Below are 25,301 nucleotides of genomic sequence, written 5' to 3' on the forward strand. Positions count from 1 at the left end.
CGTCTGAGTCCGGGTGTCCGGCGGCCCGCGCACGGCTTCAGCCGAGTTGGTGGGCCGCGAGCAGGTCTCCCAGCATCTCCTCGTGGGCGGCGGCAGGGCCGAGCGACAGTTCCAGGTGTTTGGCCCAGGCGTGGTACCGGTGCAGCGGATAGTCGGTGTCGGCGCCGAAACCGCCGTGCAGGTGCTGCGCGGTCTGCACGACCCTCCGTACACCTTCCGAGGCCCAGATCTTGGCGACGGCCACGTCCCCGGAGACGGGCAGCGCGCCTCCGGCCCCCGTGCTGATGCGCCACGCGGCCTGCCACAGGGTGGCCTCCATCGCGCGCAGGTCGATGTACCGGTCGGCGGCCTGGACGGCGACGGCCTGGAACGTCGCCAGTGGATGCCCGAACTGCTCCCGCTTGCCGGTGTAGTCGCTGGTCATGTCCAGTACGGCGGTCCCCAGTCCGAGCGTCTGCGCGCAGGTGCCGACGGTCAGCAGATCGCGCAGCCACGGCCAGGCGCCGTCGGCGTCGAGGACGTACCGGTCGGGCAGCCGCACGGAGTCCAGGCGTAGTTCGCCGAGTCGCTCTCCGGCGGTGGATATCTGTTCGGCGAGGTGGACGCCGTCGAGCGGGCCGCCTTCGGGGGCGCGGGGGACAAGGGCGAGGACGGTCCGGTCGGCGTTCGTGCGCGCGGGTACGAGGACGAAGTCGGCGTTGTGTGCCCAGGGCACCGCCGTCTGTATCCCGTCGAGCACCCAGAGGTCGCCGTCCCGGCTGGCGGTCACGGCGAGTTCGGCGGGGTCGTGGCCGGTGCGGCCGTGCGCGGCGGCGGTGAGCACGAGTTCGCCGGTCCCGGCGCGGCGCAGCACCTCGTCGCGCAACTCCCCGCTCCCGTACGCCTGTACGGCCGCTGCGGCGGCGCAGCTCTCCAGCAGGGGCACCCTGGCCAGCACCTTCGCGGACTCGCGCAGGACGAGGCACAGGGCGATGGCGTCGAGACCGGCCCCGCCGAACTCCTCGGTGAGCAGGAGGCTCAGCAGATCCGCGCCGGCGAGGCTCTCCCACAGTGCCCGGTCGAAGTCGTCCGCGACGGCACCCGGGACGAGTGACGGACTGGGTACCGCGTCCGGCGCGACGCCGCCGAAAACCGCCCGGGCCGCCTCGACCGCCGCCTGCTGCTCCTCACTGAACCTGAAGTCCACGGTGCTGTCCTCTCGGCAAGGGGCGGGTGACCTGACGGGGCGTCAAGATAGAACAGGTTCTAGAAGAAGGGAACGGGTGAGGCCGGGAGGGTGCGCGACAGCGACCGATCGTTCGGTTTGTCCGAGTCGATCGTGCAGCGGTGGGTCGTAGGGTGTCAACGGCTGTGGACAACTCCCGGGACCGGCCGTGCGGGCACTGTCCATCGGTCGCACGGGTGTGCGGAGGGGGCTGTGCTGGGCGGGTGTCCCTGAGTACCGTGCCCGTGCGCATGCCGTGTCGTGGTGCGCGTGGGCCGGCGGGTGCGGTGGGACCGGGGATCGGGAGACGGGGCGGAATGGACGCGTACGAGGCAGACCCGGACGCCGGGCACGAGCGCGACGAGGCCGGCGAGGCCGAGGTTCCCCCGCCCGACGGCCCCCTGCCACCGCCGGGGCCCGGGCCGCCGGTCGAGGGCGCCGCGCCTGACCTCGCCTCCCCGGAAGCTCGCCGCCCGGAACTGGCGGCTCTCTCGCTGCCGTATCAGATCGGCGCCGCCCTGGTCGTCGCGGTCGTCGCCGTTGCCGCGATCGCCCACCTCGGCATGGTCTTTCTGCACGTCGCGCCGTCGAACACGGTCTCGAAGGAGCACGCCCGGGCGATCGACGACTGGATCTACCCGGAGTTCGAACAGAACTGGAAGCTGTTCGCCCCCAATCCGCTGCAGCAGAACATCGCGGTCGAGGTCCGCGCCGATGTCCGTACGGCGGACGGCGGGGCCCGGACGACCGGCTGGTACGACCTCTCCGCGCTGGACGGCGAGGCCATCGACGGCAACCTGCTGCCGAGCCACACCCAGCAGAACGAGCTGCGCCGGGCCTGGGACTTCCTTCTCGCCTCGCACGACGCCCAGAACCGTCCCTCGGGCCTGCGTGGCGTCCTGGCCGAGCGGTATATGCGCCGCATCGTCGTCCTGCGCCTGGACCGCGAGGACGCCGCCGGGCCCGGCGGCACGATCGACCGGGTCCAGGTCCGCTCCCGCAGTACGAACGTCCGACCGCCCGAGTGGAGCCAGGAGCAGGTGCCCGAGAAGCCCACGTACCGCGTACTGCCCTGGTGGCCCGTCCCCGACGACGAGGCGCCCCCCGAGGCGGCGGGCCCGGCCGGCGTGACGAAGGCGGACGGCTCATGACCCGCCTCGTCCCCGCGGCCTCGGGTTCGCTCGCCCGTTCGCTGTCCCAGGGCATCGGCCGGGTCACCGAGACCGCGCTGGGCCCCTACCAGACCGCCGTCGTCCGTATCGGCCTCTCGGCGACCTGGCTGCTCTTCCTGCTGCGCGAGTTCCCGCACCGGCAGGAGCTGTACGGCCCCGACGGTCCCTGGAGCTGGGACCTCGCCCAGCAGCTCATCGCGGACAACCGCGCGTTCACGGTGCTCATGTGGTCCGGCAGCGACGTCTGGTTCGAACTCGTCTACGCGCTCGCCGTACTCACCGGTCTTCTCCTCCTGATCGGCTGGCGCACCCGCACCCTCTCCGTGCTCTTCATGGTCGGAGTGCTCTCGCTCCAGAACCGCAGCATCTTCGTCGGCGACGGCGGCGACAACGTCCTGCACCTGATGTCCCTCTACCTGGTGTTCACGCGCTGCGGGCAGGTGTGGTCCCTGGACGCCCGGCGCGCCCGCAAGGCACGCGCGCGCGTGCTCTTCGACGCAGCCCCCGACCGCGCGGGCCCGGTCCTCTGGGTCGTCCTCGGGGCGTTCCTCGTCGCCGGTACGGCGGCCGGAAAGCTCGACGGTGACCCGCTGGTCCCGGTGATCCTCTGGGGCATGTGGCTGGCCCAGGCCGTGTGGTGGGCCGTGGCGCGCCGTGAGCAGGGCGGCGAGCCACGGATGCTGCTCGACATCGTCGGCAACGTCGTGCACAACGCCGCCCTTTTCGTGATCATGGCCGAGGCCTGTCTGATCTACGCGACGGCCGGCTGGTACAAGATCCAGGGCTCCCGCTGGCAGGACGGCACCGCCGTCTACTACCCGCTCCACCTCGACTACTTCTCCCCGTGGCCCGCGCTCTCCGACCTGATGTCGTCGAGCGGCACGATGGTGATGCTGGTGACGTACGGGACGGTGGCCGTGCAGGTCGCCTTCCCCTTCACGCTCTTCAACCGGCGCGTCAAGAACGTCCTGCTGGCCGTGATGATGACCGAGCACGCCGTGATCGCCGTCGTCCTCGGGCTGCCCTTCTTCTCGCTCGCGATGATCGCCGCGGACGCCGTGTTCCTGCCGACCTCCTTCCTGCGCCGCCTCGGCGACGGGGCGGCACGCGCGCGCGTGCGCCTGCTCGCCCGCCTGCCGGGCGACGGACGCTTCGTGCCGGACCGGCGCACCGCCGGGGCGGCCGACGAGGAGGCGGCGGGCGAGACGGCGGAGCCACCGCACGTAGGCTTCACGGCATGACGGACGAGGCGACGGAGTCGGCGAACGACCCGGTGGGCGACTGGCACCGGCTCGCCGGCGCTTGTGTGCTGCTCGACGGCTTCCACGCCCTCAAGCACGCCGTCCGCTTCGGCGCGCGGATCCCGCTGGCCGTGACCACCGACCGGCGGGCGACTCTGGAGCTCGCCGGCCAGCTGGCTCCGGACGTACGGGACACCCTGTACGCCCTCCTGACCGAGGTCCCGGAGGCGACGTACACCTCCCTCGTGCCGCGCCCGCACCCCACCGCGGTGGCCGCCCTCGCCGTACGGCCCTCCCGCGCGGTCAACCTGGAGACGCTCGCGCGCTCGCCCCGGGCCGCGCCCGTCGTCGTCCTCGACAACCCGCGCAATCTCGGGAACGCCGGTGCGGTGATCCGGCTCGCCGCCGGGTTCGGCGCGACCGGGGTCGTCACCACCGGGACGCTCGACCCCTGGCACCCCACCGTCGTACGCGCCGGGGCGGGGCTGCACTTCGCGACCGCCGTGGAGCGCCTGGCGGTGGCCGAGCTGCCAGCCGGGCCGGTGTTCGCGCTCGACCCGGAGGGCGACGACATCCGGGGGCTGAAGCTCCCGGACGACGCCGTCCTCGCCTTCGGCTCCGAACGCAGCGGGCTGTCGCCCGAACTACGCGCGCGTGCCGACCATCTGGTGTCGCTACCGATGCGCCCCCAGGTCTCCAGCTACAACCTCGCGACCAGCGTGGGTATGACGCTGTACCACTGGAGCGTCACCAGTAACGGGACCTTCTAGGCCTGGCGGCGGACCTCCACCACCCGGAAGCGGTTCGCCACGAACGCGCCGTCGCACAGCGCCGCGTTCGCCGCCGGGTTGCCGCCCGAGCCGTGGAAGTCGGAGAAGGCGGCCGTCTGGTTGACGTACACCCCGCCGGTCAGGTTCAGCGACAGCTGGGCGCACTCCTCCAGGCAGGCCTCCTGGACGGCCCGCTCGAACTCCGGGTCGGTCGTGTACGCGCCGACCGTCATCGCGCCCTTGTCGCGGATCGTCCGGCGCAGCAACTCCACGGCGTCCGCCGCCGAGTCGACCGCGACGGCGAAGGAGACCGGCCCGAAGCACTCGCTCATGTAGGCGGCCTCGGAGTCCGCCCCGTCCCAGTATTTCCGCGCGCCGTCCAGCTTCACGACGACGGGCGTACGGACCACCGCTTCGGGGAAGTCCGGGTTCACGACCTCCCGTGAGGCCAGGGCGACTTCGCCGAGCCCGGCCGCCGCCTCCAGGCGGGCCTTCACATCGGGGTTGACGATCGCGCCCAGCAGCCCGTTCGCTCGCGCGTCGTCGCCCAGGAGCCCGCCCACCGCGGCGGCGAGACCGGTGACCACCTCGTCGTACGACTTGTGGCCCTCCTCCGTACGGATGCCGTCGCGGGGGATGAGGAGGTTCTGCGGGGTGGTGCACATCTGGCCGCTGTACAGGGAGAGGGAGAAGGCGAGGTTCGACAGCATGCCCTTGTAATTGTCGGTCGACTCCACGATCACCGTGTTGACGCCGGCCTTCTCCGTGTAGACCTGCGCCTGGCGGGCGTTGGTCTCCAGCCAGTCGCCGAACGACGTCGAGCCCGTGTAGTCGATGACGCGGATCTCGGGGCGGGTCGCCAGTGTCTTGGCGATGCCCTCGCCGGGCCGCTCGGCCGCCAGTGCCACCAGGTTCGGGTCGAAGCCGGCCTCCGTCAGGACCTCGCGCGCGATGGCGACCGTCAGCGCGAGCGGCAGTACCGCGCGCGGGTGGGGCTTCACGAGGACCGCGTTGCCCGTGGCCAGGGACGCGAACAGGCCCGGGTAGCCGTTCCACGTGGGGAAGGTGTTGCAGCCGATGAGGAGGGCGATGCCGCGCGGGACCGGCGTGAACTCCTTCGTGAGGGCAAGCGGGTCGCGCTTGCCCTGGGGCTTGGACCACTCCGCGGTGCCCGGGGCGCGGACCTGCTCCGCGTACGCGTAGGCCACCGCTTCCAGGCCGCGGTCCTGGGCGTGCGGGCCACCCGCCTGGAACGCCATCATGAAGGCCTGGCCGCTGGTGTGCATGACCGCGTGCGCGAACTCGTGCGTCCGGCCGCTGATCCGCCTGAGGATCTCCAGACAGACCATCGCGCGGACCTCCGCGCCCGCGTCGCGCCAGGCACCCTGGCCGGCCTTCATGGCGGGCAGCAGCACGTCGACGTCCGCGTGCGGGTAGGTGACGCCGAGGCCGATGCCGTACGGAGACACCTCGCCGCCCACCCAGTCGTCCGTGCCGGGCTGACCGAGGTCGAGGCGGGTGTTCAGGACGGCGTCGAAGGCGGCCTTGCCGGCGGCCAGGTCAAGGCTGCCGTCCTCCCCGTACGCCTTGGGGTGTTCGGGGTGCGGGGACCAGTACGCGCGCGTGCGGATCGCTTCCAGCGCCTGGTCGAGGGTGGGCCGGTGCTGGGCGATCAGCTGGTGCGCGGTGAGTTCGGCGGCCATCAGGGGGACCAACTCCTCGTCTCAAGAGCACTTCGTTGAGCTCATGACCTGGGCAGAAAAGGCACGACAGAGCTAGAGTAACCGAACGATCGGTCGGGACAAGGGGGTCCGCCGCATCTGTGGACAACCTCGTGCGGGAGGATCGCGCACATGACTGCACTCGACCTCAGCAGCCCCGTGGCCGTCGTCGGCACCGGCACCATGGGCCAGGGCATCGCCCAGGTCGCGCTGGTCGCCGGTCATCACGTACGGCTGTTCGACGCCGCGCCGGGACGGGCCCAGGACGCCGCTGACGCGATCGGCGCGCGGCTCGACCGGCTCGTCGAGAAGGACCGGATGACGGTGGCCGACCGGGACGCCGCGCGGGGCCGGCTGCACGCCGCCGGGAACCTCGCCGAACTCGCCGACTGCTCCCTCGTCGTGGAGGCCGTCCTCGAACGGCTCGACGTGAAGCAGGAGCTGATGCGCGCCCTGGAGGACGTGGTCGACGACGACTGTCTGCTCGCCACCAACACCTCCTCCCTGTCCGTCACCGCCATCGGGGGCGCCCTGCGCAACCCCGGGCGGCTCGTCGGGCTGCACTTCTTCAACCCGGCCCCGCTGCTGCCCCTCGTGGAGGTCGTCTCCGGGTTCGCCACCGACGTCACGTCGGCCACGCGCGCGTACGAGATGGCCCGCGCCTGGGGCAAGACGCCGGTCGCCTGCGCCGACACCCCCGGCTTCATCGTCAACCGTCTCGCCCGGCCCTTCTACGCGGAGGCCTTCGCGGCGTACGAGGCCCAGTCGGCCGATCCCGCCACCATCGACGCGGTGCTGCGCGACTGCGGCGGGTTCATGATGGGCGCGTTCGAGCTGACCGACCTGATCGGGCAGGACGTCAACGAGGCCGTCACCCACTCCGTGTGGCAGGCCTTCTTCCACGACGTGCGGTTCACGCCCTCACTCGCCCAGCGCCGGCTCGTCGAGTCGGGCCGGCTCGGCCGGAAGACCGGCCAGGGCTGGTACGAGTACGGGGACGACGCCGAGCGCGCCGAACCGCACACCGCGGAACCGGCCCAGCCGCCCGCGTACGTCGTCGCCGAGGGCGACCTGGGTCCCGCGGCCGATCTCCTCGCGCTGATCCGTGAGGCGGGCATTCCCGTCCGTGAGGACGAGGAGGACCACGGCACCCGGCTGGTGCTGCCGAGCGGCGGTCAGCTGGTCCTCGCCGACGGACAGACCAGCGTCGAGTTCCGGGACGTCGTCTACTTCGACCTCGCCATCGACTACCGCCGGGCCACCCGGATGGCCGTGTCCGCCTCCCAGGACACCCAGGCGCAGACCCTCTCCGAGGCCATCGGCCTCTTCCAGGCGCTCGGCAAGGACGTCAGCGTCCTCGGGGACGCCCCCGGCATGATCGTCGCCCGTACGGTGGCCCGGATAGTCGACCTCGCGCACGACGCCGTCGCCAAGGGCGTCGCTACCGAGGAGGACGTCGACACGGCGATGCGCCTCGGGGTCAACTACCCGCTCGGGCCGTTCGAGTGGAGCCGCCGGCTCGGCCGGAGCTGGGCGCACGAGATCCTCGACGAACTGCACCAACGCGACCCGAGCGGACGGTACGCGCCGTCCCTCGCGCTCTACCGCCACGCGTACGCCACCGACAAGCGGGAGGGCACCCCATGACCACCGCCAAGCGCGACACGTACACCCCGCAGACGCTGCTCCAGGTCGCCGTCCAGGTGTTCAACGAGCGCGGTTACGACGGCACCTCCATGGAGCACCTCTCCAAGGCCGCGGGCATCTCCAAGTCGTCGATCTACCACCACGTCACCGGTAAGGAGGAGCTGCTGCGGCTGGCCGTCAGCCGGGCGCTGGACGGCCTCTTCGGGATCCTCGACGAGGAGCACGCGCGCGTGGGGCCCGCCGCCGGACGCCTGGAGTACGTCGTACGGCGGATGGTCGAGGTGCTCATCGCGGAACTGCCGTACGTGACGCTGCTGCTGCGGGTGCGCGGCAACACCGGCACCGAGCGCTGGGCCCTGGAACGGCGCCGCGACTTCGACCACCGGGTGGCCGAACTGCTCAAGGCCGCCGCCGCCGAGGGGGACATACGCGGTGACGTGGAGGTGCGGCTCGCGACCCGACTCGTCTTCGGGATGATCAACTCGGTCGTGGAGTGGTACCGCCCGGACGGGCGCGGCATGGGCGAGCGGGAGGTCGCCGACGCGGTGGCGCGGCTGGTGTTCGGGGGGCTGCGCCACCCGGAGTGAGCCCCCCGTAGAGGTGACTCAGGTCTGCGGTTCCAGGTCCTCCGCCTCGAACACCAGGAGGGTGCGCGTGCTGAGCACCTCCGGGATCGCCTGCAGGCGCATCAGCACCAGCTCGCGCAGCGCCTTGTTGTCGGGGGTGTGGACCAGCAGGAGTACGTCGAAGTCACCGCCCACCAGGGCGATGTGGTCGGCGCCGGGGAGCTGTCTCAGCTGCTCGCGGACCGTGCGCCAGGAGTTCTGCACGATCTTCAGGGTGACGTACGCCGATGTGCCCTGTCCGGCGCGCTCGTGGTCCACGCGGGCGCCGAAGCCCCGGATCACGCCGTCCTCGATGAGGCGGTTGATGCGCGCGTAGGCGTTGGCCCGCGAAACGTGGACGTGCTCGGCCACGGAACGGATCGAGGCGCGGCCGTCCGCTTGGAGCATCTGCAGGATGTCCTGATCAATGGCGTCCAGCGGGCGCGGGGGCGGCGGGGTGTTGCCGCCTTCCGGGCGTTCGGCCATTTGTTCAGGTGCCATGTCCCCCCGCTTCCCTTTCATGGACGTACTGCGTCCATCTCAGGCTGTGGAGAACCGTTTGTCCACAGCCTGGCGGTGCCTGTAGCCAAAATGTGCCGACGACCGAACAATCGGTAGGTGAGGCGGGTCACATCCGTGGCGCGCCCGGAGCCGTCTCCCACGAGGAGGTGCCGTCATGACGGTCATGGAGCAGCGGGGCGCGTACCGGCCCACGCCGCCGCCCGCCTGGCAGCCCCGTACCGACCCCGCGCCGCTGCTGCCCGACGCGGCTCCGTACCGCGTCCTCGGCACCGAGGCGGCGGCGCGGGCGGATTCCGGGTTGCTGCGCCGGCTGTACGCGCAGCTGGTGCGCGGGCGCCGGTACAACGCGCAGGCCACCGCTCTCACCAAGCAGGGCCGGCTCGCCGTGTACCCCTCCAGCGTCGGCCAGGAGGCCTGCGAGGTGGCCGCCGCGCTCGTCCTGGAGGACCGCGACTGGCTCTTCCCCAGCTACCGGGACACGCTCGCCGTGGTCGCCCGGGGCGTGGACCCGATACAGGCGCTGACGCTGCTGCGCGGCGACTGGCACACCGGGTACAACCCGCGTGAGCACCGGGTGGCGCCCCTGTGCACCCCGCTCGCGACGCAGCTGCCGCACGCCGTGGGGCTCGCGCACGCCGCCCGCCTCAAGGGCGACGACGTGGTCGCGCTGGCGATGGTCGGCGACGGCGGCACCAGCGAGGGCGACTTCCACGAGGCGCTGAACTTCGCCGCCGTGTGGCAGGCGCCGGTGGTCTTCCTGGTCCAGAACAACGGCTTCGCGATCTCCGTACCGCTCGCCAAGCAGACCGCCGCCCCGTCGCTGGCCCACAAGGCCGTCGGTTACGGGATGCCGGGCCGCCTGGTCGACGGCAATGACGCGGTCGCCATGTACGACGTGCTGAGCGAGGCCGTACGTCACGCGCGCGCGGGGGGTGGTCCCACGCTCGTCGAGGCGGTGACCTACCGCGTGGAGGCGCACACCAACGCCGACGACGACAAGCGCTACCGGGCCGACTCCGAGGTCACCGCCTGGCGTGAGCACGATCCGATCGACCTCCTGGAACGGGAGCTCACCGCGCGCGGGCTCCTCGACGAGGACGGCATCAGGGCGGCGCGCGACGACGCCGAGACCCTCGCCGCCGACATGCGCGCCCGGATGAACCAGGACCCGGCGCTCGACCCCATGGACCTGTTCGCCCAGGTGTACGCCGAGCCCACCCCGCAACTGCGCGAGCAGCGGGCCCAGCTGCGGGCCGAACTCGACGCCGAGGCGGAAGGGACGCACTGATGACGACCGTCGCCCTCAAACCGGCCACCATGGCGCAGGCCCTCACGCGCGCGATGCGCGACGCCATGGCGACCGACCCCACCGTGCACGTCATGGGTGAGGACGTCGGCACCCTCGGCGGGGTCTTCCGGGTCACCGACGGGCTCGCCAAGGAATTCGGCGAGGACCGCTGTACGGACACCCCGCTGGCCGAGGCGGGCATCCTCGGGGCGGCCGTCGGCATGGCCATGTACGGCCTGCGCCCGGTCGTGGAGATGCAGTTCGACGCGTTCGCCTACCCCGCGTTCGAGCAGCTGATCTCGCACGTCTCCCGGATGCGCAACCGCACGCGCGGGGCCATGCCTCTGCCGATCACCGTCCGGGTGCCCTACGGCGGCGGCATCGGCGGAGTCGAACACCACAGCGATTCCTCCGAGGCCTACTACATGGCGACCCCAGGTCTCCATGTCGTCACGCCCGCCACGGTCGCCGACGCGTACGGCCTGCTGCGGGCGGCCATCGCCTCCGACGACCCGGTGGTCTTCCTGGAGCCCAAGCGTCTGTACTGGTCGAAGGACTCCTGGAACCCGGACGAGCCGTCGGCCGTTGAACCGATCGGACGCGCGGTGGTGCGGCGCCCGGGCCGCAGCGCCACACTCATCACGTACGGGCCGTCCCTGCCCGTCTGCCTGGAGGCGGCGAAGGCGGCGGAAGCGGAGGGCTGGGACCTGGAGGTCGTCGACCTGCGCTCGCTGGTCCCGTTCGACGACGAGACGGTGTGCGCCTCGGTACGGCGGACCGGGCGCGCCCTGGTCGTCCATGAGTCGGGCGGTTTCGGCGGCCCCGGCGGGGAGATCGCGGCCCGCGTCACGGAGCGCTGCTTCCACCACCTGGAGGCGCCGGTGCTGCGTGTCGCCGGGTTCGACATCCCGTACCCGCCGCCGATGCTGGAGCGGCACCACCTGCCCGGCGTCGACCGTGTCCTGGACGCCGTGGGACGGCTGCAGTGGGAGGCGGAACGTTGATGGCACAGGTACTGGAGTTCAGGCTCCCCGACCTCGGCGAGGGACTCACCGAGGCGCTGATCGTGCGCTGGCTGGTCGAGGTCGGCGAGGTCGTCGCCGTCGACCAGCCGGTCGTCGAGGTCGAGACGGCCAAGGCGATGGTCGACGTGCCGTGCCCCTACGGAGGTGTCGTCACCGCCCGCTTCGGCGAGGAGGGCACCGAACTGCCCGTCGGTTCACCCCTGGTGACGGTCGCGGTCGGGACACCGGCCCACCCCGACCCCGCCGGTGACACGGCCGAGGGCTCCGGGAACGTGCTCGTGGGATACGGCACGTCCGAGGCGCCCGCACGGCGGCGGAGGGTACGGCGGGACCAGGCGGCGCCCGCCGCCCCGCAGGCCCTCAGGGACGGGGCCGTACAGTCCCCCGCCCCTGTCCCCGCTCCGGCGCGCGCTCCGGTGGACGGTCCCGTACCGGTCATCTCGCCGCTCGTCCGCAGGCTCGCCCGCGAGAACGGCCTGGATCTGCGGGAGTTGGCGGGCTCCGGGCCCGACGGACTGATCCTGCGCGCCGACGTGGAGCGCGCCCTTCGCGATGGCGCCACGCGACCCGGGGCGCCGGCCCCGACCGCGGGCCCGGTGCCTGTCGCGCACCCCGCCACCACCGAGGGCACGCGCGTCCCCCTGAAAGGGATCCGCGGTGCCGTCGCCGACAAGCTCTCCCGCAGCCGGCGCGAGATCCCGGACGCGACCTGCTGGGTGGACGCCGACGCGACGGAACTGATGCACGCGCGCGCGTGGATGAACACGGGCGGGGCCGCGAAGATCTCCCTCCTCGCCCTGCTGGCCCGGATCTGCACCGCCGCCCTCGCCCGCTACCCCGACCTGAACTCCACGGTCGACCTGGAGGCCAGGGAGATCGTCCAGCTCGACCGGGTCCACCTCGGCTTCGCCGCGCAGACCGAACGCGGACTGGTCGTCCCCGTCGTCCGGGACGCACACACCAGGAACGCCGAAGCGCTCAGCGCGGAGATCGCACGACTGACCGAGGCCGCCCGCACCGGCACCCTCACACCGGCCGAACTCACCGGCGGGACCTTCACGTTGAACAACTACGGCGTGTTCGGCGTCGACGGCTCCACGCCGATCATCAACCACCCCGAGGCGGCCATGCTCGGCGTCGGCCGGATCGTCCCCAAGCCGTGGGTGCACGAGGGTGAACTGGCGGTGCGTCAGGTCGTCCAGCTGTCGTTCACCTTCGACCACCGGGTGTGCGACGGCGGTACCGCGGGCGGTTTCCTGCGCTATGTGGCGGACTGCGTCGAACAACCGGCGGTGTTGCTGCGCACACTGTGATCGGGGCCGCGCGCGTACGTTCCCCGTGATCGACGACGGCCCGCATACTCGGAGGGTGACCGCCTACGAGCCCCAGCCCTCCGGGACCCCCGGCGCCGACGGCTACGACGCCGTGGTGCTCGCGGGCGGGGCCGCCCGGCGGCTCGGCGGCGCCGACAAACCCGGCGTACAGGTGGGCGGGCGGGCGCTGCTCGACCGGGTGCTCGGCGCCTGCGCGGACGCCGGCACCACCGTGGTCGTGGCCGGCCCCCGGCCCACCACACGGCCCGTGACCTGGGCCCACGAGGACCCGCCGGGCGGCGGACCCGTCGCCGCGCTCGACGCGGGCCTGCGCCACACCGAGGCCGAGCAGGTCCTCGTACTCTCCGCCGATCTCCCCTTCCTCGAACCGGCGACGGTACGGCGGCTTCTCGGCGCCCTGCGGACGCGTGGCGCCGAGGGCGCGCTGCTCACCGACACCGGCGGCCGGGACCAGCCGCTCGTGGCCGCGTACCGGGCGTCCGCGCTGCGCCGGGAGCTGGGCGCGCTCGCCCTCGAACACGGCGGCCTCACCGGCCTGCCGCTGCGCCGGCTGACCGCCGCGCTCGACCTCACCCGTGTCGTGGACCCTGTCGCGTCCTTCGACTGCGACACCTGGGAAGACATCGCCGCCGCCAGAGCACGCATCAGGGAGCATGGGCACGTGTTGGACGAATGGATTTCCGCAGCCAAGGACGAACTGGGCATCGACCTGGACGTCGACACCGGCCTCCTCCTGGACCTCGCCCGCGACGCCGCGCACGGAGTGGCCAGGCCGGCCGCCCCGCTGACGACGTTCCTCGTCGGATACGCGGCGGGCCGGGCCGGGGGAGGCCCCGAAGCGGTCGCGGAGGCCACCCGTAAGGCCGTCGCCCTCGCACTGCGCTGGGCCGACGAGGCAGCGGCGGAGGCGAAGCCCGCAGCCGTCGAGCCCGGCGCGAGCCAGGCCCCCGACAGCAGCCCGGACGCCGGATGACCGCCCGCGGCGACCTGGACGACCTCGGCGTCGAGGAGGCGCTCGCCCTCGTGAACGAAGGCAACGGCAACAGCCTCGGTGGGCAGGGCGACGGACCGAACCCCGCGCGCCCCCCGGCACCGGGCCTCACAGGGGAGGGCGTCTACGACGTGGACGCCGACAGCGGCGGTGCCGGCGCCGAGCTGGGTGTCACTCCTGCCTCCGCCCTCGAGCGACCCCGGGCCACCCCCTGGCCCCAGGCCCGTGCCATCGCCGAGCGCGCTGCCCGACGGGTCCCCCGTGCCTCCTCGTCCCCCCTCTCCGTCCCCCTCGAAGCCGCCCTCGGCCTGGTTCTCGCCGCCCCCCTCGCGGCCCTCACCGACCTCCCCTCCTTCGACACGTCCGCGATGGACGGCTGGGCGGTGGCGGGCCCCGGCCCCTGGGACGTGCGCGAGGCCGGTGTCCTCGCCGGACACGCCCAGCCCGAACCGCTCACCGACGGCGAAGCGGTACGGATCGCGACGGGCGCCCGTATCCCCCACGACACGACCTCCGTACTGCGCAGCGAGCACGGCCGCACCGACGACAACGGCCGACTGCACGCCACCCTCCCCCACTCTCGGCTTCGCTCGAGCGGGGGGACCCCCACCATGAGCCACGGCCAGGACATCCGGCCGCGCGGCCAGGAGTGCCGCTCCGGCGACCAGCTGCTGCCCACCGGCACCTTCGTGACCCCGGCGGTGCTCGGTCTCGCGGCAGCCGCCGGGTACGACACCCTCGCCGTGATTCCCCGGCCCCGGGCCGAAGTCCTCGTCCTGGGCGACGAGCTACTCACCGAGGGACTGCCGCACGACGGGCTGATCCGGGACGCCCTCGGCCCGATGCTGCCGCCCTGGCTGCGCTCGCTCGGCGCCGACGTCATCACCGTACGCAGGCTCGGGGACGACGCCGAGGCGCTCTACGAAGCCCTGAAGAACTCGCCCGCCGAGATCGTCGTCACCACGGGCGGTACCGCCGCCGGGCCCGTCGACCACGTCCACCCCACCCTGCGCCGTCTCGGCGCCGAGCTGCTGGTGCACGGCGTCCAGGTGCGCCCCGGACACCCGATGCTGCTGGCTCGGCTGAAGGAGAACCAGCACCTGGTCGGGCTGCCCGGCAACCCCCTGGCCGCAGTCTCCGGGCTGCTCACCCTCGCGGAGCCCCTGCTGCGGACCCTGGCCGGGCGGCCGGCGCCCGAGCCGTACACGCTGCCCCTCAGGGACGAGGTGCACGGGCATCCGCACGACACCCGGCTCATCCCCGTCGTCCTGCGCGGCGACCGGGCCGTGCCGCTGCACTACAACGGGCCGGCCATGCTGCGCGGGATCGCGGCAGCAGAGGCCCTCGCGGTCGTACCGCCGGGCGGTGCGCGAGCCGGTCAGGAACTGGAACTGCTCGACCTGCCCTGGGCCGCGGCCACCGAAGCCGGGCTGTGTTTCACGTGAAACATTTGGGTCGCGACGGCGCCCGCCGCCGTCGTGCAAGGGAAGGATGTTTCACGTGAAACTGCCGGGCCATGACGCCATCGCCCGCCAGGCGGACGAGCATCTGGTGACCTATCGGGTGAAACTTCCCCGGACTGTGGTGGAACGGCCGATCCGGCAGGTCGGCAAACGCGTCGCCATGGCCCTGCTGGTGCTGGTCGGGACCGCGCTCATCGTCTACGCCGACCACGACGGCTACAGCGACAACGCCGACGGCTCCGTCAGCCTCCTCGACGCCTTCTACTACGCCACCGTCACCCTCTCCACCACCGGATACGGCGACATCGCGCCCGTCAGTGACGCCGCCCGGTTCACCAACATCTTCGTCATCACACCGCTGCGCGTGCTCTTCCTGATCATCCTGGTCGGCACGACCCTCGAAGTCCTCACGGAACGCACACGCGAGGAGTGGCGGCAGAACCGCTGGAGGGCGGCCTTGCGAGAGCACACCGTGGTCATCGGTTTCGGCACGAAGGGGCGGTCGGCCGTACAGACCGTCTGTGTCACCGGGCTGAAGAAGGAACAGGTCGTGGTCGTCGACCCCAGTTCCAAGGCCGTGGACGCCGCCACCGCCGAGGGGTACGCCGGAGTGGTCGGCGACGCCACCCGCAGCGACGTACTCCTGCGGGCCGAGGTGCAGAAGGCGCGGCAGATCATCATCGCCACCCAGCGCGACGACACGGCCGTGCTCGTCACCCTGACGGCCCGGCAGCTCAACCGCCAGGCGAAGATCGTGGTCGCCGTGCGCGAGGAGGAGAACGCGCCGCTGCTCAAGCAGTCCGGCGCCGACGCCGTCATCACGAGCGCGAGCGCGGCCGGACGGCTGCTCGGGCTGTCCGTGCTCAGCCCCGTCGCCGGCATGGTCATGGAGGACCTCATCCAGCAGGGCAGCGGGCTCGACATCGTCGAGCGGCCGGTCATAAAGGCCGAGGTCGGCAAGGGGCCGCGCGAGACGGACGACCTGGTCGTGAGCGTCGTACGCGGACATCGTGTGCTGGGTTACGACGATCCGGCCATCGGGGAGCTCCAGGTGGCCGACCGGCTCATCACCATCGTGCGGGCGACGCCGGGCGCGCATGTGGCGCCCGACGTCCGTCCGATCCGCGACAACTGATCCCCCGCTGCCCGCGTTACTCGGCCGCCCTGCCCGCCCTGGCTGCCTCTGGGCTCATGTCTCGGGTCCTTCCGCAGTCCTTGCGCGTACGGGTGACGCAGAGGAACACCGCCGGCCGGCCGGAAACTCATCGCTCGCGAGGCCGCACGTCTGTCCACGGTCTCTAACGTCGGACCGGGATCGCACCCCGATTTCCTCGGGACGGGGAGTAGCGTCCCCTCATGCATGCGATCACGATTCCCGAACCCGGAGGGCCCGAGGCGCTGGTGTGGGCCGAGGTCCCCGATCCCGTGCCCGGTGAGGGCGAGGTGCTGGTCGAGGTGGTGGCCGGCGCCGTCAACCGCGCCGACATCCTGCAACGCCAGGGCTTCTACAACCCGCCACCCGGCGCCTCCCCGTACCCCGGCCTGGAGTGCTCCGGCCGGATCGCCGAGATCGGGCCCGGAGTGTCCGGCTGGTCCGTCGGCGACGAGGTGTGCGCGCTGCTCACGGGCGGCGGTTACGCCCAGAAGGTGGCCGTCCCGGCCGGTCAGCTGCTGCCCGTACCCGAGGGCATCGACCTGAAGCGTGCGGCGGCGCTGCCAGAGGTGGCCTGCACGGTCTGGTCGAACGTCTTCATGATCTCCCACCTCCGCCCGGGCGAGACCCTCCTCGTGCACGGCGGCTCCAGCGGCATCGGCACCATGGCCATCCAGCTCGCCAAGGCGGTCGGCGCCAGGGTCGCCGTGACGGCGGGCACGAAGGAGAAGCTCGACCAGTGCGCCGAGCTGGGCGCCGACATCCTCGTCAACTACCGCGAGCAGGACTTCGTCGAGGAGCTGAAGGAGGCGACCGGCGGCGCCGGTGCCGACGTCATCCTCGATAATATGGGCGCCAAGTACCTGGACCGCAACGTTCGCGCCCTCGCCGTCAACGGACGGCTCGCGATCATCGGTATGCAGGGCGGCGTCAAGGCCGAACTGAACATCGGCGCGCTCCTCTTCAAGCGGGCCGCGATCAGCGCGACCTCGCTGCGCACCCGCCCGCTCGCCGAGAAGGCGGCGATCGTGGCCGCCGTACGCGAACACGTCTGGCCGCTGCTCGCCGCCGGTCAGGTCCGTCCCGTCGTCGACCGCGAGTTCCCGATGAGCGACGCGGCGGCGGCCCACCGGCTCGTGGAGGAGAGCGGGCACGTGGGGAAGGTGCTGCTGGTGGTCCCGTAACGGGACGTCCTCGCCGGTCACGTCCTGCGTACGCGCAGCCGCAGTGCCAGGAGGACGAGGCCCAGGCCGAGGCCGAGCAGGACCAGCCCGCCGCCGAGCGGCAGTATCCGCAGGCCCGGCTCGGACGCGGCGGCGGGCACGGCGGTGGCGCCGCCCGGCTCGTCCGGGACGGCGGTGGGTACGGGGGTGGGGACGGTCTCCTCGGACGCCGACTCGTCGGGCGACGCGGACTCCCGTCGCCCCGGCCGCTCCCGCCCCTCGCCCGCCGGGCTCCCGGCCCGGGAGGCGTCGGGGGCGGGCCGGGCGACGCGGGCGAGGGACGGGACAGACGGGACAGACGGGATGGACGGGATGCCGTACGGCGGTGCCGTGCCCTGGGGGGAGGCGGCGAGCGCGGGGGCCGCGAGGGCGAGCAGAGTGCCGCAGGTACGCAGGGTGCGAAGCCATGGAGTCACGTCGTTGGCCCCCTCCCGCTTTCGGAGTCGCCAGTCACCGATCGTCAGTCACCCGTCACCCGTCACCGGGGTTCGACGGGACCAGCCTCACACGCACCCGTCTGTCCGGCATCCCGGACGGAGAGAGCCGGGCAGGACCCACCGGCCGACAACGCGACCAGGTGGGAGAGAATGGCCACATGGAGATGCCGAGGAACGAAAGGTCGCCGGAGAACCCCCAGATCCTGGTTGTTGGCCAGGACGGGATGGCTCTCGGTGGTGGCGGTGACGACGACTCCCGCGAGATTCCGGTGACGGACATGGTGGAGCAGCCCGCCAAGGTCATGAGGATCGGCAGCATGATCAAGCAGTTGCTGGAGGAGGTGCGGGCGGCTCCTCTCGACGAGGCGAGCCGGGTCCGGCTCAAGGAGATCCACTCCAGCTCGGTGAAGGAGCTGGAGGACGGTCTGGCGCCTGAGCTGGTCGACGAACTGGAGCGGCTGTCCCTGCCGTTCACGGACGAGGCGATTCCCAGCGACGCCGAACTGCGGATCGCGCAGGCCCAGTTGGTGGGCTGGCTGGAGGGACTCTTCCACGGGATCCAGACCGCCCTGTTCGCCCAGCAGATGGCCGCGCGGGCCCAGCTTGAGCAGATGCGCCGCGCGTTGCCGCCGGGTGTCGGCGGCCACGAGGGTGACGAGGACCCGCGCACGGGCGGACGTACGGGCGGGCCGTACCTCTAGTCCTTCCGGTCCTTCCCAGATCTCATGGGGTGGGGCCCGGTGGCCGACCGACCGGCTGTCGGGCCCCACCCCATGAACAACCGTCCACTCAGGACGGGTTGCCCGTCGACACGCTCAGCTCGATCACCGGCATGTCCTCCGGGTCGGCGTCCGTGCCCGCAGAGGGGAACTGGTCCATGACCATGTCCTTGCCGTACGTGTTCTCGTCGACCCGCGTGATCTTCAGCCGCCAGCCGGCCGCCTGGAAACAGGCCCGGACCGAGGTCAGGTTCTTGTAGCGGAAGTCGGGAAGCTGGACCTTGTTCGGATCCGTGTACGACTCCTGCGCCTCGGCACACTTGTCCTCGTCGATCGTCTTGCTCAGGTCCGGCCCCTTGTAGCCCGAGTCCGAACCCGGGTCCGTTCCCGTTTCCGCTGTCTGTGAGGCCGAGGCGCTCGGGGAGCCGCCGCCGTTGTCGGTGGTGTTCCCGCCCAGTCGCAGGGCCAGGAGCAGGCCGCCGACGGCGACGAGGGAGACGACGATCGAGCCCACGATCACCGGCATGTTGCTCTTCCGTCCTCCTCCGGAGGAGGACGGGGACGGCGGCGCCGGGGAGTACGCGACCGGCGGCGTGTGCTGCGACGCGTACGCGCCGGGCGCCTGGTACGCGGCCTGCTGCGGATAGCCGTACGCCGGAGCCGGTGTCTGCGGGGGCGTGTGCGCAGGGGTGTACGCCGGGGGCGGAGTGGCGCCGTACGGATTCGCGTGCTGCGGATTCGCGTGCTGCGGATTCGCGTGCTGCGGGTACGGGGTCGGCTGGTACGGGGTCTGTACGGGGCTCGGCGGGGCCGGGGTCGACTGGTCGACCGGCGGGAACACCGCGGAGGCGACGCCCGCGCCGCTCTGCGCGGGGGCGCCCGGAACGATGTTCGGGGCGGCCGGCTGGAGGGAGGCGGCCACGCGCAGGCACTCGTCGCGCATGGCGACGGCGCTCGGGAAACGCTCGTTCGGGTTCTTCTTCAGCGCGCGGGTGACGAGCGCGTCGACCGCCGGAGGCAACGCCTGGTTGACCGAGGAAGGGGCGACCGGCTGCTCCTGGACGTGCGCGTACGCGATCGCGAGCGGTGAGTCCGCGTTGAACGGCAGCCGCCCGGTGACCAGTTGGAACAGCATGATGCCGACCGAGTAGAGGTCGGAACGGGCGTCCACGGCCCGGCCCAGCGCCTGCTCCGGGGAGAGGTACTGCGGAGTGCCGACGACCATGCCGGTCTGCGTCATCGATGTGACGCCCGACTGCATGGCGCGGGCGATGCCGAAGTCCATGACCTTGACGACACCGCGTCTGGTCACCATCACGTTGCCCGGCTTGATGTCCCGGTGGACCAGGCCCATCTCGTGGCTGATCTCCAGCGCCGCGAGCACGTCCGAGGTGACCTTGAGCGCCTTGTCGGCGGGCATCGCCCCGAACTGCCGCAGATCCGCGTCGAGTACGGAGCCGAGCGGCTCCCCCTCGACGTACTCCATGACGATGTACGGGGTCATGATCCCCGCGACGTCGTCCTCGCCGGTGTCGAAGACCGAGACGATGTTCGTGTGCGTGAGCTTGGCCACGGCCTGGGCCTCGCGGCGGAACCGCTCGCGGAACGCCTGTTCACGGCCCAGTTCGGTGTGCAGCGTCTTGATCGCGACCTGCCGGTCCAGGACCGAGTCGTACGCGAGGTGCACCGAGGCCATGCCGCCCTCGCCGAGCAGCTCGCGCAGCTGGTAGCGCCCGCCGGCGAGCGCGTGCCCCGCGTACCGGCCGTGTGCGCCGTCCTGGCTCATGTCTCAGCGTCCCCCGAGCTTCTTCACAGCCAGACGTGATCGATTGGCTGATTTCCGGGCCAAGTCTGCCGGAGGGCACTGACACGTCAAGCGCGGTGCCCGTTCCGTGACCGTACGGGAAGGAAGCGTCGCGGAAGCGTTACAGGTGCTGTGCGGACGGGGCACGCAATTTGCACGACCATACCCGCAACGGGTTTGATGACCGGTCCGCCCGGGACCCGTACCCGGGCTCCTCCCGGAGTTCCTCCGGGAGCGCCTCCCGGACCGGAGGCTTGGGTAAAGGCTGTAGCGTGGCCGACGGAGACCGTAACAACACCGCGCGCACCGCGGGCAGAAACGACGGCGAGGACTGATGGCACAGCAGCGCGCTCAGGGCCCGTCCGACCCCGAGGCGGCTGGCGGCGGTATGTCAGACGCGCCTGAGCTGTGGGGCAACGGCGGACTGGTCGGGGACGGCCGTTACCGGCTCACCCACAGACTCGGCCGGGGCGGCATGGCAGAGGTGTTCGCCGCCGAGGACGTGCGGCTCGGGCGGACCGTCGCGGTCAAACTGCTCCGCGCGGACCTCGCCGAGGACCCGATCTCCAAGGCCCGCTTCACACGCGAGGCCCAGTCCGTCGCCGGGCTCAACCATCACTCGATCGTCGCTGTGTACGACTCCGGCGAGGACACGCTGCCCCATGGCGGCTTCACCGCGAGCGGCGCCAAGTCGGTTCCGTACATCGTGATGGAGATCGTCGAGGGGCGCACCATCCGCGATCTCCTCATCAACGCCGAGGCGCCCGGGCCCGAGCAGGCCCTGATCATCGTCTCCGGGGTGCTGGAAGCGCTTGCCTATTCGCACCAGCACGGCATCGTGCACCGCGACATCAAGCCCGCCAACGTGATCATCACGCACGGCGGCGCGGTGAAGGTCATGGACTTCGGCATCGCCCGCGCGCTGCACGGGGCGTCCACGACGATGACGCAGACCGGCATGGTCATGGGCACGCCCCAGTACCTCTCCCCGGAGCAGGCCCTCGGCAAGGCCGTCGACCACCGTTCCGACCTGTACGCCACCGGCTGTCTGCTGTACGAACTCCTCGCGCTGCGGCCCCCGTTCACCGGTGAGACCCCGCTGTCCGTGGTCTACCAGCACGTCCAGGACATTCCGGTGCCCCCGTCCCAGGTCTCGGACGCGGCGCCGCCGGAACTCGACGGGCTCGTCATGCGTTCCCTCGCCAAGGAGCCGGACGACCGTTTCCAGACCGCCGAGGAGATGCGCGGTCTCATCCAGTACGGCCTGCAGATGCTGTACGACCAGGGCAGCCACACCGGCACCTGGAACACCGGGCCCGTCGACATGCACGAGGGCCGGCACACCCCCTCCGCGGGCTTCGCCGGGACCACGGTGATGAACCACCCCGGTGAGCAGGCCGGCACCACCCAGATCCCCCAGCAGATCCTGCCCGCCGGGTACGGCGGCGGGGACGACGGCGGCTTCGAGGGACACGGCAACCGGGGCGGCGGCCGGGGCAAGCTGTGGATACTGGCGTTCTTCGCCGTGATCGCCATCGCGGCCGGCGTCGCCCTCGCCGTCCAGAACGGCAAGGGCACGGGCGGCAGCACCGGCACCAAGGAGTCGCCGACCACCTCGCAGTCCCAGAAGACCGACGACTCCACGGCCAGCCCGACCGACGAGGCCTCCGAGGAGACGTCGGACACCGCCACGGACGACGGCAGCGGCTCGGGCACCGGGTCCGATTGGACGCCGTCGCCCACGGCGTCGCAGTCGACCGGCGAGGCGACCCCCTCCACCGAGCCGTCGCCCACCCCGTCGGACGTGCAGACGACTCCGCAGCCGTCGATCACGGCGTCGCAGTCGACCGGCGCGGCGACTCCGTCGTCCGAGACGTCAGGGGACACCGGGGAGGACGACGGCGGTACGGACGGCGGCGGCATCACTCCCTGACCCGCCGCCCGCCCTTCCGGGGGAACGAACCGACGGCGGGTTGACGGAAAGCAGTCTCCACGCGCGCGTGCGGCCCGAGGGGGCTTCACGCGCGCGTGCCGTTTGCGGGCGGCAGCCACTCCTCGGCGGGCGTCAGTCTACGAACGCCCCGCACACCACGTCGTACTCGCGCGTCCACCACACCGCGAGCGCCGAGGCGGCCGGGAACTGGGAGTCGGCGCGGGTGTCACCCCGCTCGTAGTGCCAGCGCAGCATCCAGAAGTCGTTGAGACGCTCCCACCACACCCGGTGCACGGCGGCGGCCAGTTCGGAGGGCGTGGCCCCCGCGGCACGCCGGTACGCGCGCGCGTACGCCCGTGCCTTGGGCAGGTCTAGCGTGCCGGCGGGACGTACGAAGAAGATCGCGGCGGCGCGTACGGCCTCCTCCGCGCGGGGCTGTACGCCGAGCCGGTCCCAGTCGACGATCGCGGCCGGGGCGTCCCCTTTGTAGAGCAGGTTGAACGGGTGGAAGTCCCCGTGCACCCAGCCCACCGAGCCGCCCGGCGGGGGCCGCCGGTCCGCGTGCTGCTCCAGCAGCGCGCGCCGTTCCAGGAGCCGGTGGCGGGCGAGTTCGTCGAAGGCGTCGGTGGGGCGGTGACGGCGGACATGCGCCAGGAGGTCGTCGATGAGCGCGAAGGTGTCGGCGGGGTCGGCCGAGGGGGCCTGCAGCGGCTCGGCGATGCCGTCGGGACCGGCTTGCCGCTGCTGCCCGGTGGAGTGGTCGGTGCGACGGACGCCGGCTGAGTTCAAAAGCTCGGCAGAGGTGCCCGGGGCGCCGGGCGAGCGCGGGGACTCGACGGGGATGCCGTGGGTGGGGGTCGGCGCGTGGGCTTCGGCAGGGGCGGCGGCCCGGCCGCGGTCGGTGGACCATCCCCGTCGGGTGGCGTCCCGGGGGTGGACGACAGCGCCCGGCCGACCGGGTCCCTCCTCCGGGCCGGCCTGTCCCCGCTGGACGCGACCGGCGCCGCCCAGCTCGGCGGCCTGACCTCGACCGGAGGTCGCCCTCTGAGGAGCGGCCCGGTCCCGTCCCCCGGGGAGCCCCTGCGGGGTACCCCGCACCTGTCCGCCGACCTCGTCCTCACGCCCGTCCCCGCTCTCGCCCGGCGCACGGCCACGGGTCGGCATGACCCGTTCCAGGCTCGCGTGGACCACGCCCAGCAGTGCGCCCAGCCGACCGCACTGGAGGGTGCTGAGCTGGCCGCCGTGGCGGTGGCGGCCGTCGATCCAGGGGTGCAGGGCGTAGGCGTTTCCGCCGACGACGGCGACCGTACGTCCGTCGCGGCCGGGCAGCGGCGGGGCCACCGGGACGCCGAGATCCGCCAGGCGCTGGGTCGCCCGGTGCTGACGGGCGATCGCGGCGGGGTCGGCGGTCTCGGGGTCGAAGTGGTGCTTCAGGAAGTAGTGGCCGCGTGTGGTGGCGAGCCGGTAGCCGCGGTTCAGCAGCCCTTGGTCGACGGGCTCGCAGGTGAGCGCGGACCCGGCGGCGTACTGGCGGAGGAGGGCGCCCAGAGGGGGCGCATGGGGCACAAGGGGTGGTACAGATGAGCGCGGCACGCGCCAGATGGTAGGGCACGAGCCGGGCGTGTGAGCGGGGCGCTTGTCGCAGACAGTCACAGACGACCGCAGACGGTCACGGGCTGTCGGTTTCGATCACCGAGTGCACTGTTGCGAACTGGGGTTCGACCCGCAGATAGACGGGATCAAAGGGGACGCCGTCCACGGAGCGCGGTGCGGGGCCGAACCGGTCGAGTTCGGCGGGGGTCGGCTCCACGGCGGCACACTCCCCGACGACCTGCACGGACCAGGACCGACTCCGCGCGGACGGCACATCGGCGCCGTACGCGACGACACCGCCCACGCACGCCCGGTGGTAGCCGTGCCCCCTGTGCAGGCGCAGCAGCACCTGGCCGTCCACCACGATGTGCCGGGCGGACGCCAGGAAGGGCAGCGCGCGCATGCTGGTCGCGACCCGGCCGTGCTCGACCCGGCCGAGGAGATCGGCGGCGCGCTGTTCGTCGGTCGGCATGCGTCCAGGGTGCGCGACGGGCGGCCGGGCACACCAGGGGCGCTCGCCCCGAGAAGAGAGGCCTAAAGTCCCGATTCGGGTGTCCCGGGTGGTGTGACCGGCCTCGGGAGAACCCTGGCCGCCCGGAAACCCCGGCCCCTTAGAAACCCTGCCGCTGCCGCCCGTGCTGTTCCGCCTGCATCCGCGCCACGTACGCGGCCGCCTGCGAGCGCCTCTGCATGCCCAGCTTGGACAGCAGTCCGGACACGTAGTTCTTGATGGTCTTCTCCGCCAGGTGCAGCCGTTCGCCGATCTCGCGGTTGGTGAGTCCCTCGCCGATCAGGTCGAGGATCCGGCGCTCCCGCTCGGTGAGGTCCGCGAGCCGCTCGTCGCCCTTCGGGCCGCCGCCGTCCCGCAGCCGCTCCAGGACGCGGGCGGTCGCGACCGGGTCGAGCAGGGACCTGCCGGCGGCCACGTCCCGTACGGCCGCCAGTAGTTCATGCCCGCGGATGCCCTTCAGGACGTACCCGGAGGCGCCCGCCATGATCGCGTCGAAGAGCGCCTCGTCGTCGGCGAACGAGGTCAGCATCAGGCACTTGACGCCCGCGTCCTGGGAGCGGATCTCGCGGCACACCTCGACGCCGCTGCCGTCCGGGAGCCGTACGTCCAGGACGGCCACGTCGGGGCGGGTGGCCGGAATCCGTACCAGCGCGTCCGCCGCCGTCCCGGCCTCGCCGACCACCTCGATGTCGTCCTCCACCGAGAGCAGTTCATGGACTCCCCGGCGGACGACTTCATGGTCGTCGAGGAGAAATACGGTGATTTTTCCGTCTTCGGGCACACGGACAGTCTCACATATGGCTCTTCCCGTGAGCTGGGTCAGCGGGATAACGTGCCGTTGTTCCGGCCCCCTGCAAGGCTGTGACCAGGGCCCCTTCCCGACTTGCTCAATTTACTTGGATTTCCAAGCAAAATCGCAGGTCAGGGGGGTTTCATAGAAATATG

General features: G+C 72.0%; 21 protein-coding genes and 2 pseudogenes. 14 read left to right on the forward strand and 9 right to left on the reverse strand.

Translation table 11 applies throughout. The features are described from left to right. Positions 1-37 precede the first annotated feature (37 nt). Positions 38-1,186: an acyl-CoA dehydrogenase family protein gene (locus QA861_RS22810; protein ID WP_334590144.1), complete on the reverse strand. Its 1,149-nt coding sequence runs from the start codon at positions 1,184-1,186 to the stop codon at positions 38-40. 335 nt (positions 1,187-1,521) lie between these two features. Here QA861_RS22810 and QA861_RS22815 point away from each other — a divergent pair, with 335 nt between their 5' ends. Genes QA861_RS22815 through QA861_RS22825 form a run of 3 tightly spaced genes read left to right on the forward strand, consistent with a single transcriptional unit; the run spans position 1,522 to position 4,387 of the window. Further along, positions 1,522-2,355 (forward strand): DUF5819 family protein, encoded by an 834-nt coding sequence (locus tag QA861_RS22815; RefSeq protein ID WP_334590145.1) that lies wholly within the window; start codon positions 1,522-1,524, stop codon positions 2,353-2,355. After that, entirely contained in the window at positions 2,352-3,617 is a 1,266-nt protein-coding gene (locus QA861_RS22820; RefSeq protein ID WP_334590146.1) for an HTTM domain-containing protein, read from the forward strand. Before QA861_RS22815 ends, QA861_RS22820 begins: the two co-directional genes overlap by 4 nt. Further along, positions 3,614-4,387: a TrmH family RNA methyltransferase gene (locus tag QA861_RS22825; protein ID WP_334590147.1), complete on the forward strand. Its 774-nt coding sequence runs from the start codon at positions 3,614-3,616 to the stop codon at positions 4,385-4,387. Before QA861_RS22820 ends, QA861_RS22825 begins: the two co-directional genes overlap by 4 nt. Here the strand turns inward: QA861_RS22825 and paaN are convergent. Beyond that, positions 4,384-6,090 carry a phenylacetic acid degradation protein PaaN gene (gene paaN / locus QA861_RS22830; protein ID WP_334590148.1) on the reverse strand — a complete coding sequence of 569 codons (1,707 nt, stop codon included), beginning with the start codon at positions 6,088-6,090 and terminating at the stop codon, positions 4,384-4,386. The two genes, QA861_RS22825 and paaN, sit on opposite strands and share 4 nt — an antisense overlap. A gap of 150 nt (positions 6,091-6,240) precedes the next feature. Between paaN and QA861_RS22835 the strand changes: the two genes are divergently transcribed. Continuing rightward, positions 6,241-7,755, forward strand: coding sequence for a 3-hydroxyacyl-CoA dehydrogenase (locus QA861_RS22835; protein ID WP_334590149.1), 1,515 nt, complete (start codon positions 6,241-6,243; stop codon positions 7,753-7,755). Beyond that, complete coding sequence (locus QA861_RS22840) at positions 7,752-8,342, forward strand: TetR/AcrR family transcriptional regulator (protein WP_334590150.1); 591 nt, start codon at positions 7,752-7,754, stop codon at positions 8,340-8,342. The genes QA861_RS22835 and QA861_RS22840 overlap by 4 nt, the downstream gene beginning before the upstream one ends. A gap of 18 nt (positions 8,343-8,360) precedes the next feature. On the opposite strand, the gene QA861_RS22845 is transcribed toward QA861_RS22840, so the two are convergent. Further along, entirely contained in the window at positions 8,361-8,846 is a 486-nt protein-coding gene (locus tag QA861_RS22845) for an Lrp/AsnC family transcriptional regulator (RefSeq protein WP_334590663.1), read from the reverse strand. 190 nt (positions 8,847-9,036) lie between these two features. Here QA861_RS22845 and pdhA point away from each other — a divergent pair, with 190 nt between their 5' ends. From pdhA to QA861_RS22880, 7 genes are all read left to right on the forward strand, one after another. Next, positions 9,037-10,170 (forward strand): pyruvate dehydrogenase (acetyl-transferring) E1 component subunit alpha, encoded by a 1,134-nt coding sequence (gene pdhA, locus QA861_RS22850; RefSeq protein WP_334590151.1) that lies wholly within the window; start codon positions 9,037-9,039, stop codon positions 10,168-10,170. Next, on the forward strand, positions 10,170-11,174 hold the full coding sequence (locus tag QA861_RS22855; RefSeq protein ID WP_006381371.1) for an alpha-ketoacid dehydrogenase subunit beta: 1,005 nt from the start codon (positions 10,170-10,172) through the stop codon (positions 11,172-11,174). Before pdhA ends, QA861_RS22855 begins: the two co-directional genes overlap by 1 nt. Further along, on the forward strand, positions 11,174-12,508 hold the full coding sequence (locus QA861_RS22860) for a dihydrolipoamide acetyltransferase family protein (RefSeq protein ID WP_334590152.1): 1,335 nt from the start codon (positions 11,174-11,176) through the stop codon (positions 12,506-12,508). The genes QA861_RS22855 and QA861_RS22860 overlap by 1 nt, the downstream gene beginning before the upstream one ends. A gap of 55 nt (positions 12,509-12,563) precedes the next feature. Continuing rightward, entirely contained in the window at positions 12,564-13,502 is a 939-nt protein-coding gene (locus QA861_RS22865; RefSeq protein ID WP_334590153.1) for an NTP transferase domain-containing protein, read from the forward strand. Beyond that, the gene (locus tag QA861_RS22870) at positions 13,499-14,965 is read left to right on the forward strand and encodes a molybdopterin molybdotransferase MoeA (RefSeq protein ID WP_334590154.1); all 1,467 of its coding nucleotides are present in this window, start codon (positions 13,499-13,501) and stop codon (positions 14,963-14,965) included. Before QA861_RS22865 ends, QA861_RS22870 begins: the two co-directional genes overlap by 4 nt. Before the next feature lie 46 nt (positions 14,966-15,011). After that, positions 15,012-16,118 carry a potassium channel family protein gene (locus tag QA861_RS22875; RefSeq protein ID WP_334590155.1) on the forward strand — a complete coding sequence of 369 codons (1,107 nt, stop codon included), beginning with the start codon at positions 15,012-15,014 and terminating at the stop codon, positions 16,116-16,118. 221 nt (positions 16,119-16,339) lie between these two features. Next, positions 16,340-17,320 (forward strand): NAD(P)H-quinone oxidoreductase, encoded by a 981-nt coding sequence (locus tag QA861_RS22880; protein WP_334590156.1) that lies wholly within the window; start codon positions 16,340-16,342, stop codon positions 17,318-17,320. 17 nt (positions 17,321-17,337) lie between these two features. Here QA861_RS22880 and QA861_RS22885 read toward each other — a convergent pair whose 3' ends face one another. Next, positions 17,338-17,775: a hypothetical protein gene (locus QA861_RS22885; protein ID WP_334590157.1), complete on the reverse strand. Its 438-nt coding sequence runs from the start codon at positions 17,773-17,775 to the stop codon at positions 17,338-17,340. Positions 17,776-17,954: 179 nt separating this feature from the next. Here QA861_RS22885 and QA861_RS22890 point away from each other — a divergent pair, with 179 nt between their 5' ends. Then, positions 17,955-18,497, forward strand: a complete 543-nt coding sequence (locus QA861_RS22890) for a bacterial proteasome activator family protein (protein WP_334590158.1) — start codon at positions 17,955-17,957, stop codon at positions 18,495-18,497. Positions 18,498-18,585: 88 nt separating this feature from the next. On the opposite strand, the gene QA861_RS22895 is transcribed toward QA861_RS22890, so the two are convergent. Beyond that, positions 18,586-20,301, reverse strand: a complete 1,716-nt coding sequence (locus tag QA861_RS22895) for a protein kinase domain-containing protein (protein ID WP_334590159.1) — start codon at positions 20,299-20,301, stop codon at positions 18,586-18,588. A gap of 349 nt (positions 20,302-20,650) precedes the next feature. Here QA861_RS22895 and QA861_RS22900 point away from each other — a divergent pair, with 349 nt between their 5' ends. After that, the gene (locus tag QA861_RS22900; RefSeq protein WP_334590664.1) at positions 20,651-22,252 is read left to right on the forward strand and encodes a protein kinase domain-containing protein; all 1,602 of its coding nucleotides are present in this window, start codon (positions 20,651-20,653) and stop codon (positions 22,250-22,252) included. A gap of 132 nt (positions 22,253-22,384) precedes the next feature. On the opposite strand, the pseudogene QA861_RS47090 reads toward QA861_RS22900, so the two are convergent. The 4 genes and pseudogenes from QA861_RS47090 to QA861_RS22915 form a co-directional block, all read right to left on the reverse strand. Then, positions 22,385-22,948, reverse strand: a pseudogene (locus QA861_RS47090) (phosphotransferase); the annotation flags it as partial. Positions 22,949-23,443: 495 nt separating this feature from the next. Then, positions 23,444-23,905: pseudogene (locus QA861_RS47095) on the reverse strand (phosphotransferase); the annotation flags it as partial. Between the two features lie 16 nt (positions 23,906-23,921). Beyond that, on the reverse strand, positions 23,922-24,317 hold the full coding sequence (locus QA861_RS22910; protein WP_334590161.1) for a pyridoxamine 5'-phosphate oxidase family protein: 396 nt from the start codon (positions 24,315-24,317) through the stop codon (positions 23,922-23,924). Between the two features lie 139 nt (positions 24,318-24,456). Then, positions 24,457-25,137 carry a response regulator gene (locus QA861_RS22915; RefSeq protein ID WP_334590162.1) on the reverse strand — a complete coding sequence of 227 codons (681 nt, stop codon included), beginning with the start codon at positions 25,135-25,137 and terminating at the stop codon, positions 24,457-24,459. Positions 25,138-25,301: the final 164 nt, after the last annotated feature.

Source organism: Streptomyces sp. B21-083 (genome assembly GCF_036898825.1).
GTDB lineage: Bacteria > Actinomycetota > Actinomycetes > Streptomycetales > Streptomycetaceae > Streptomyces.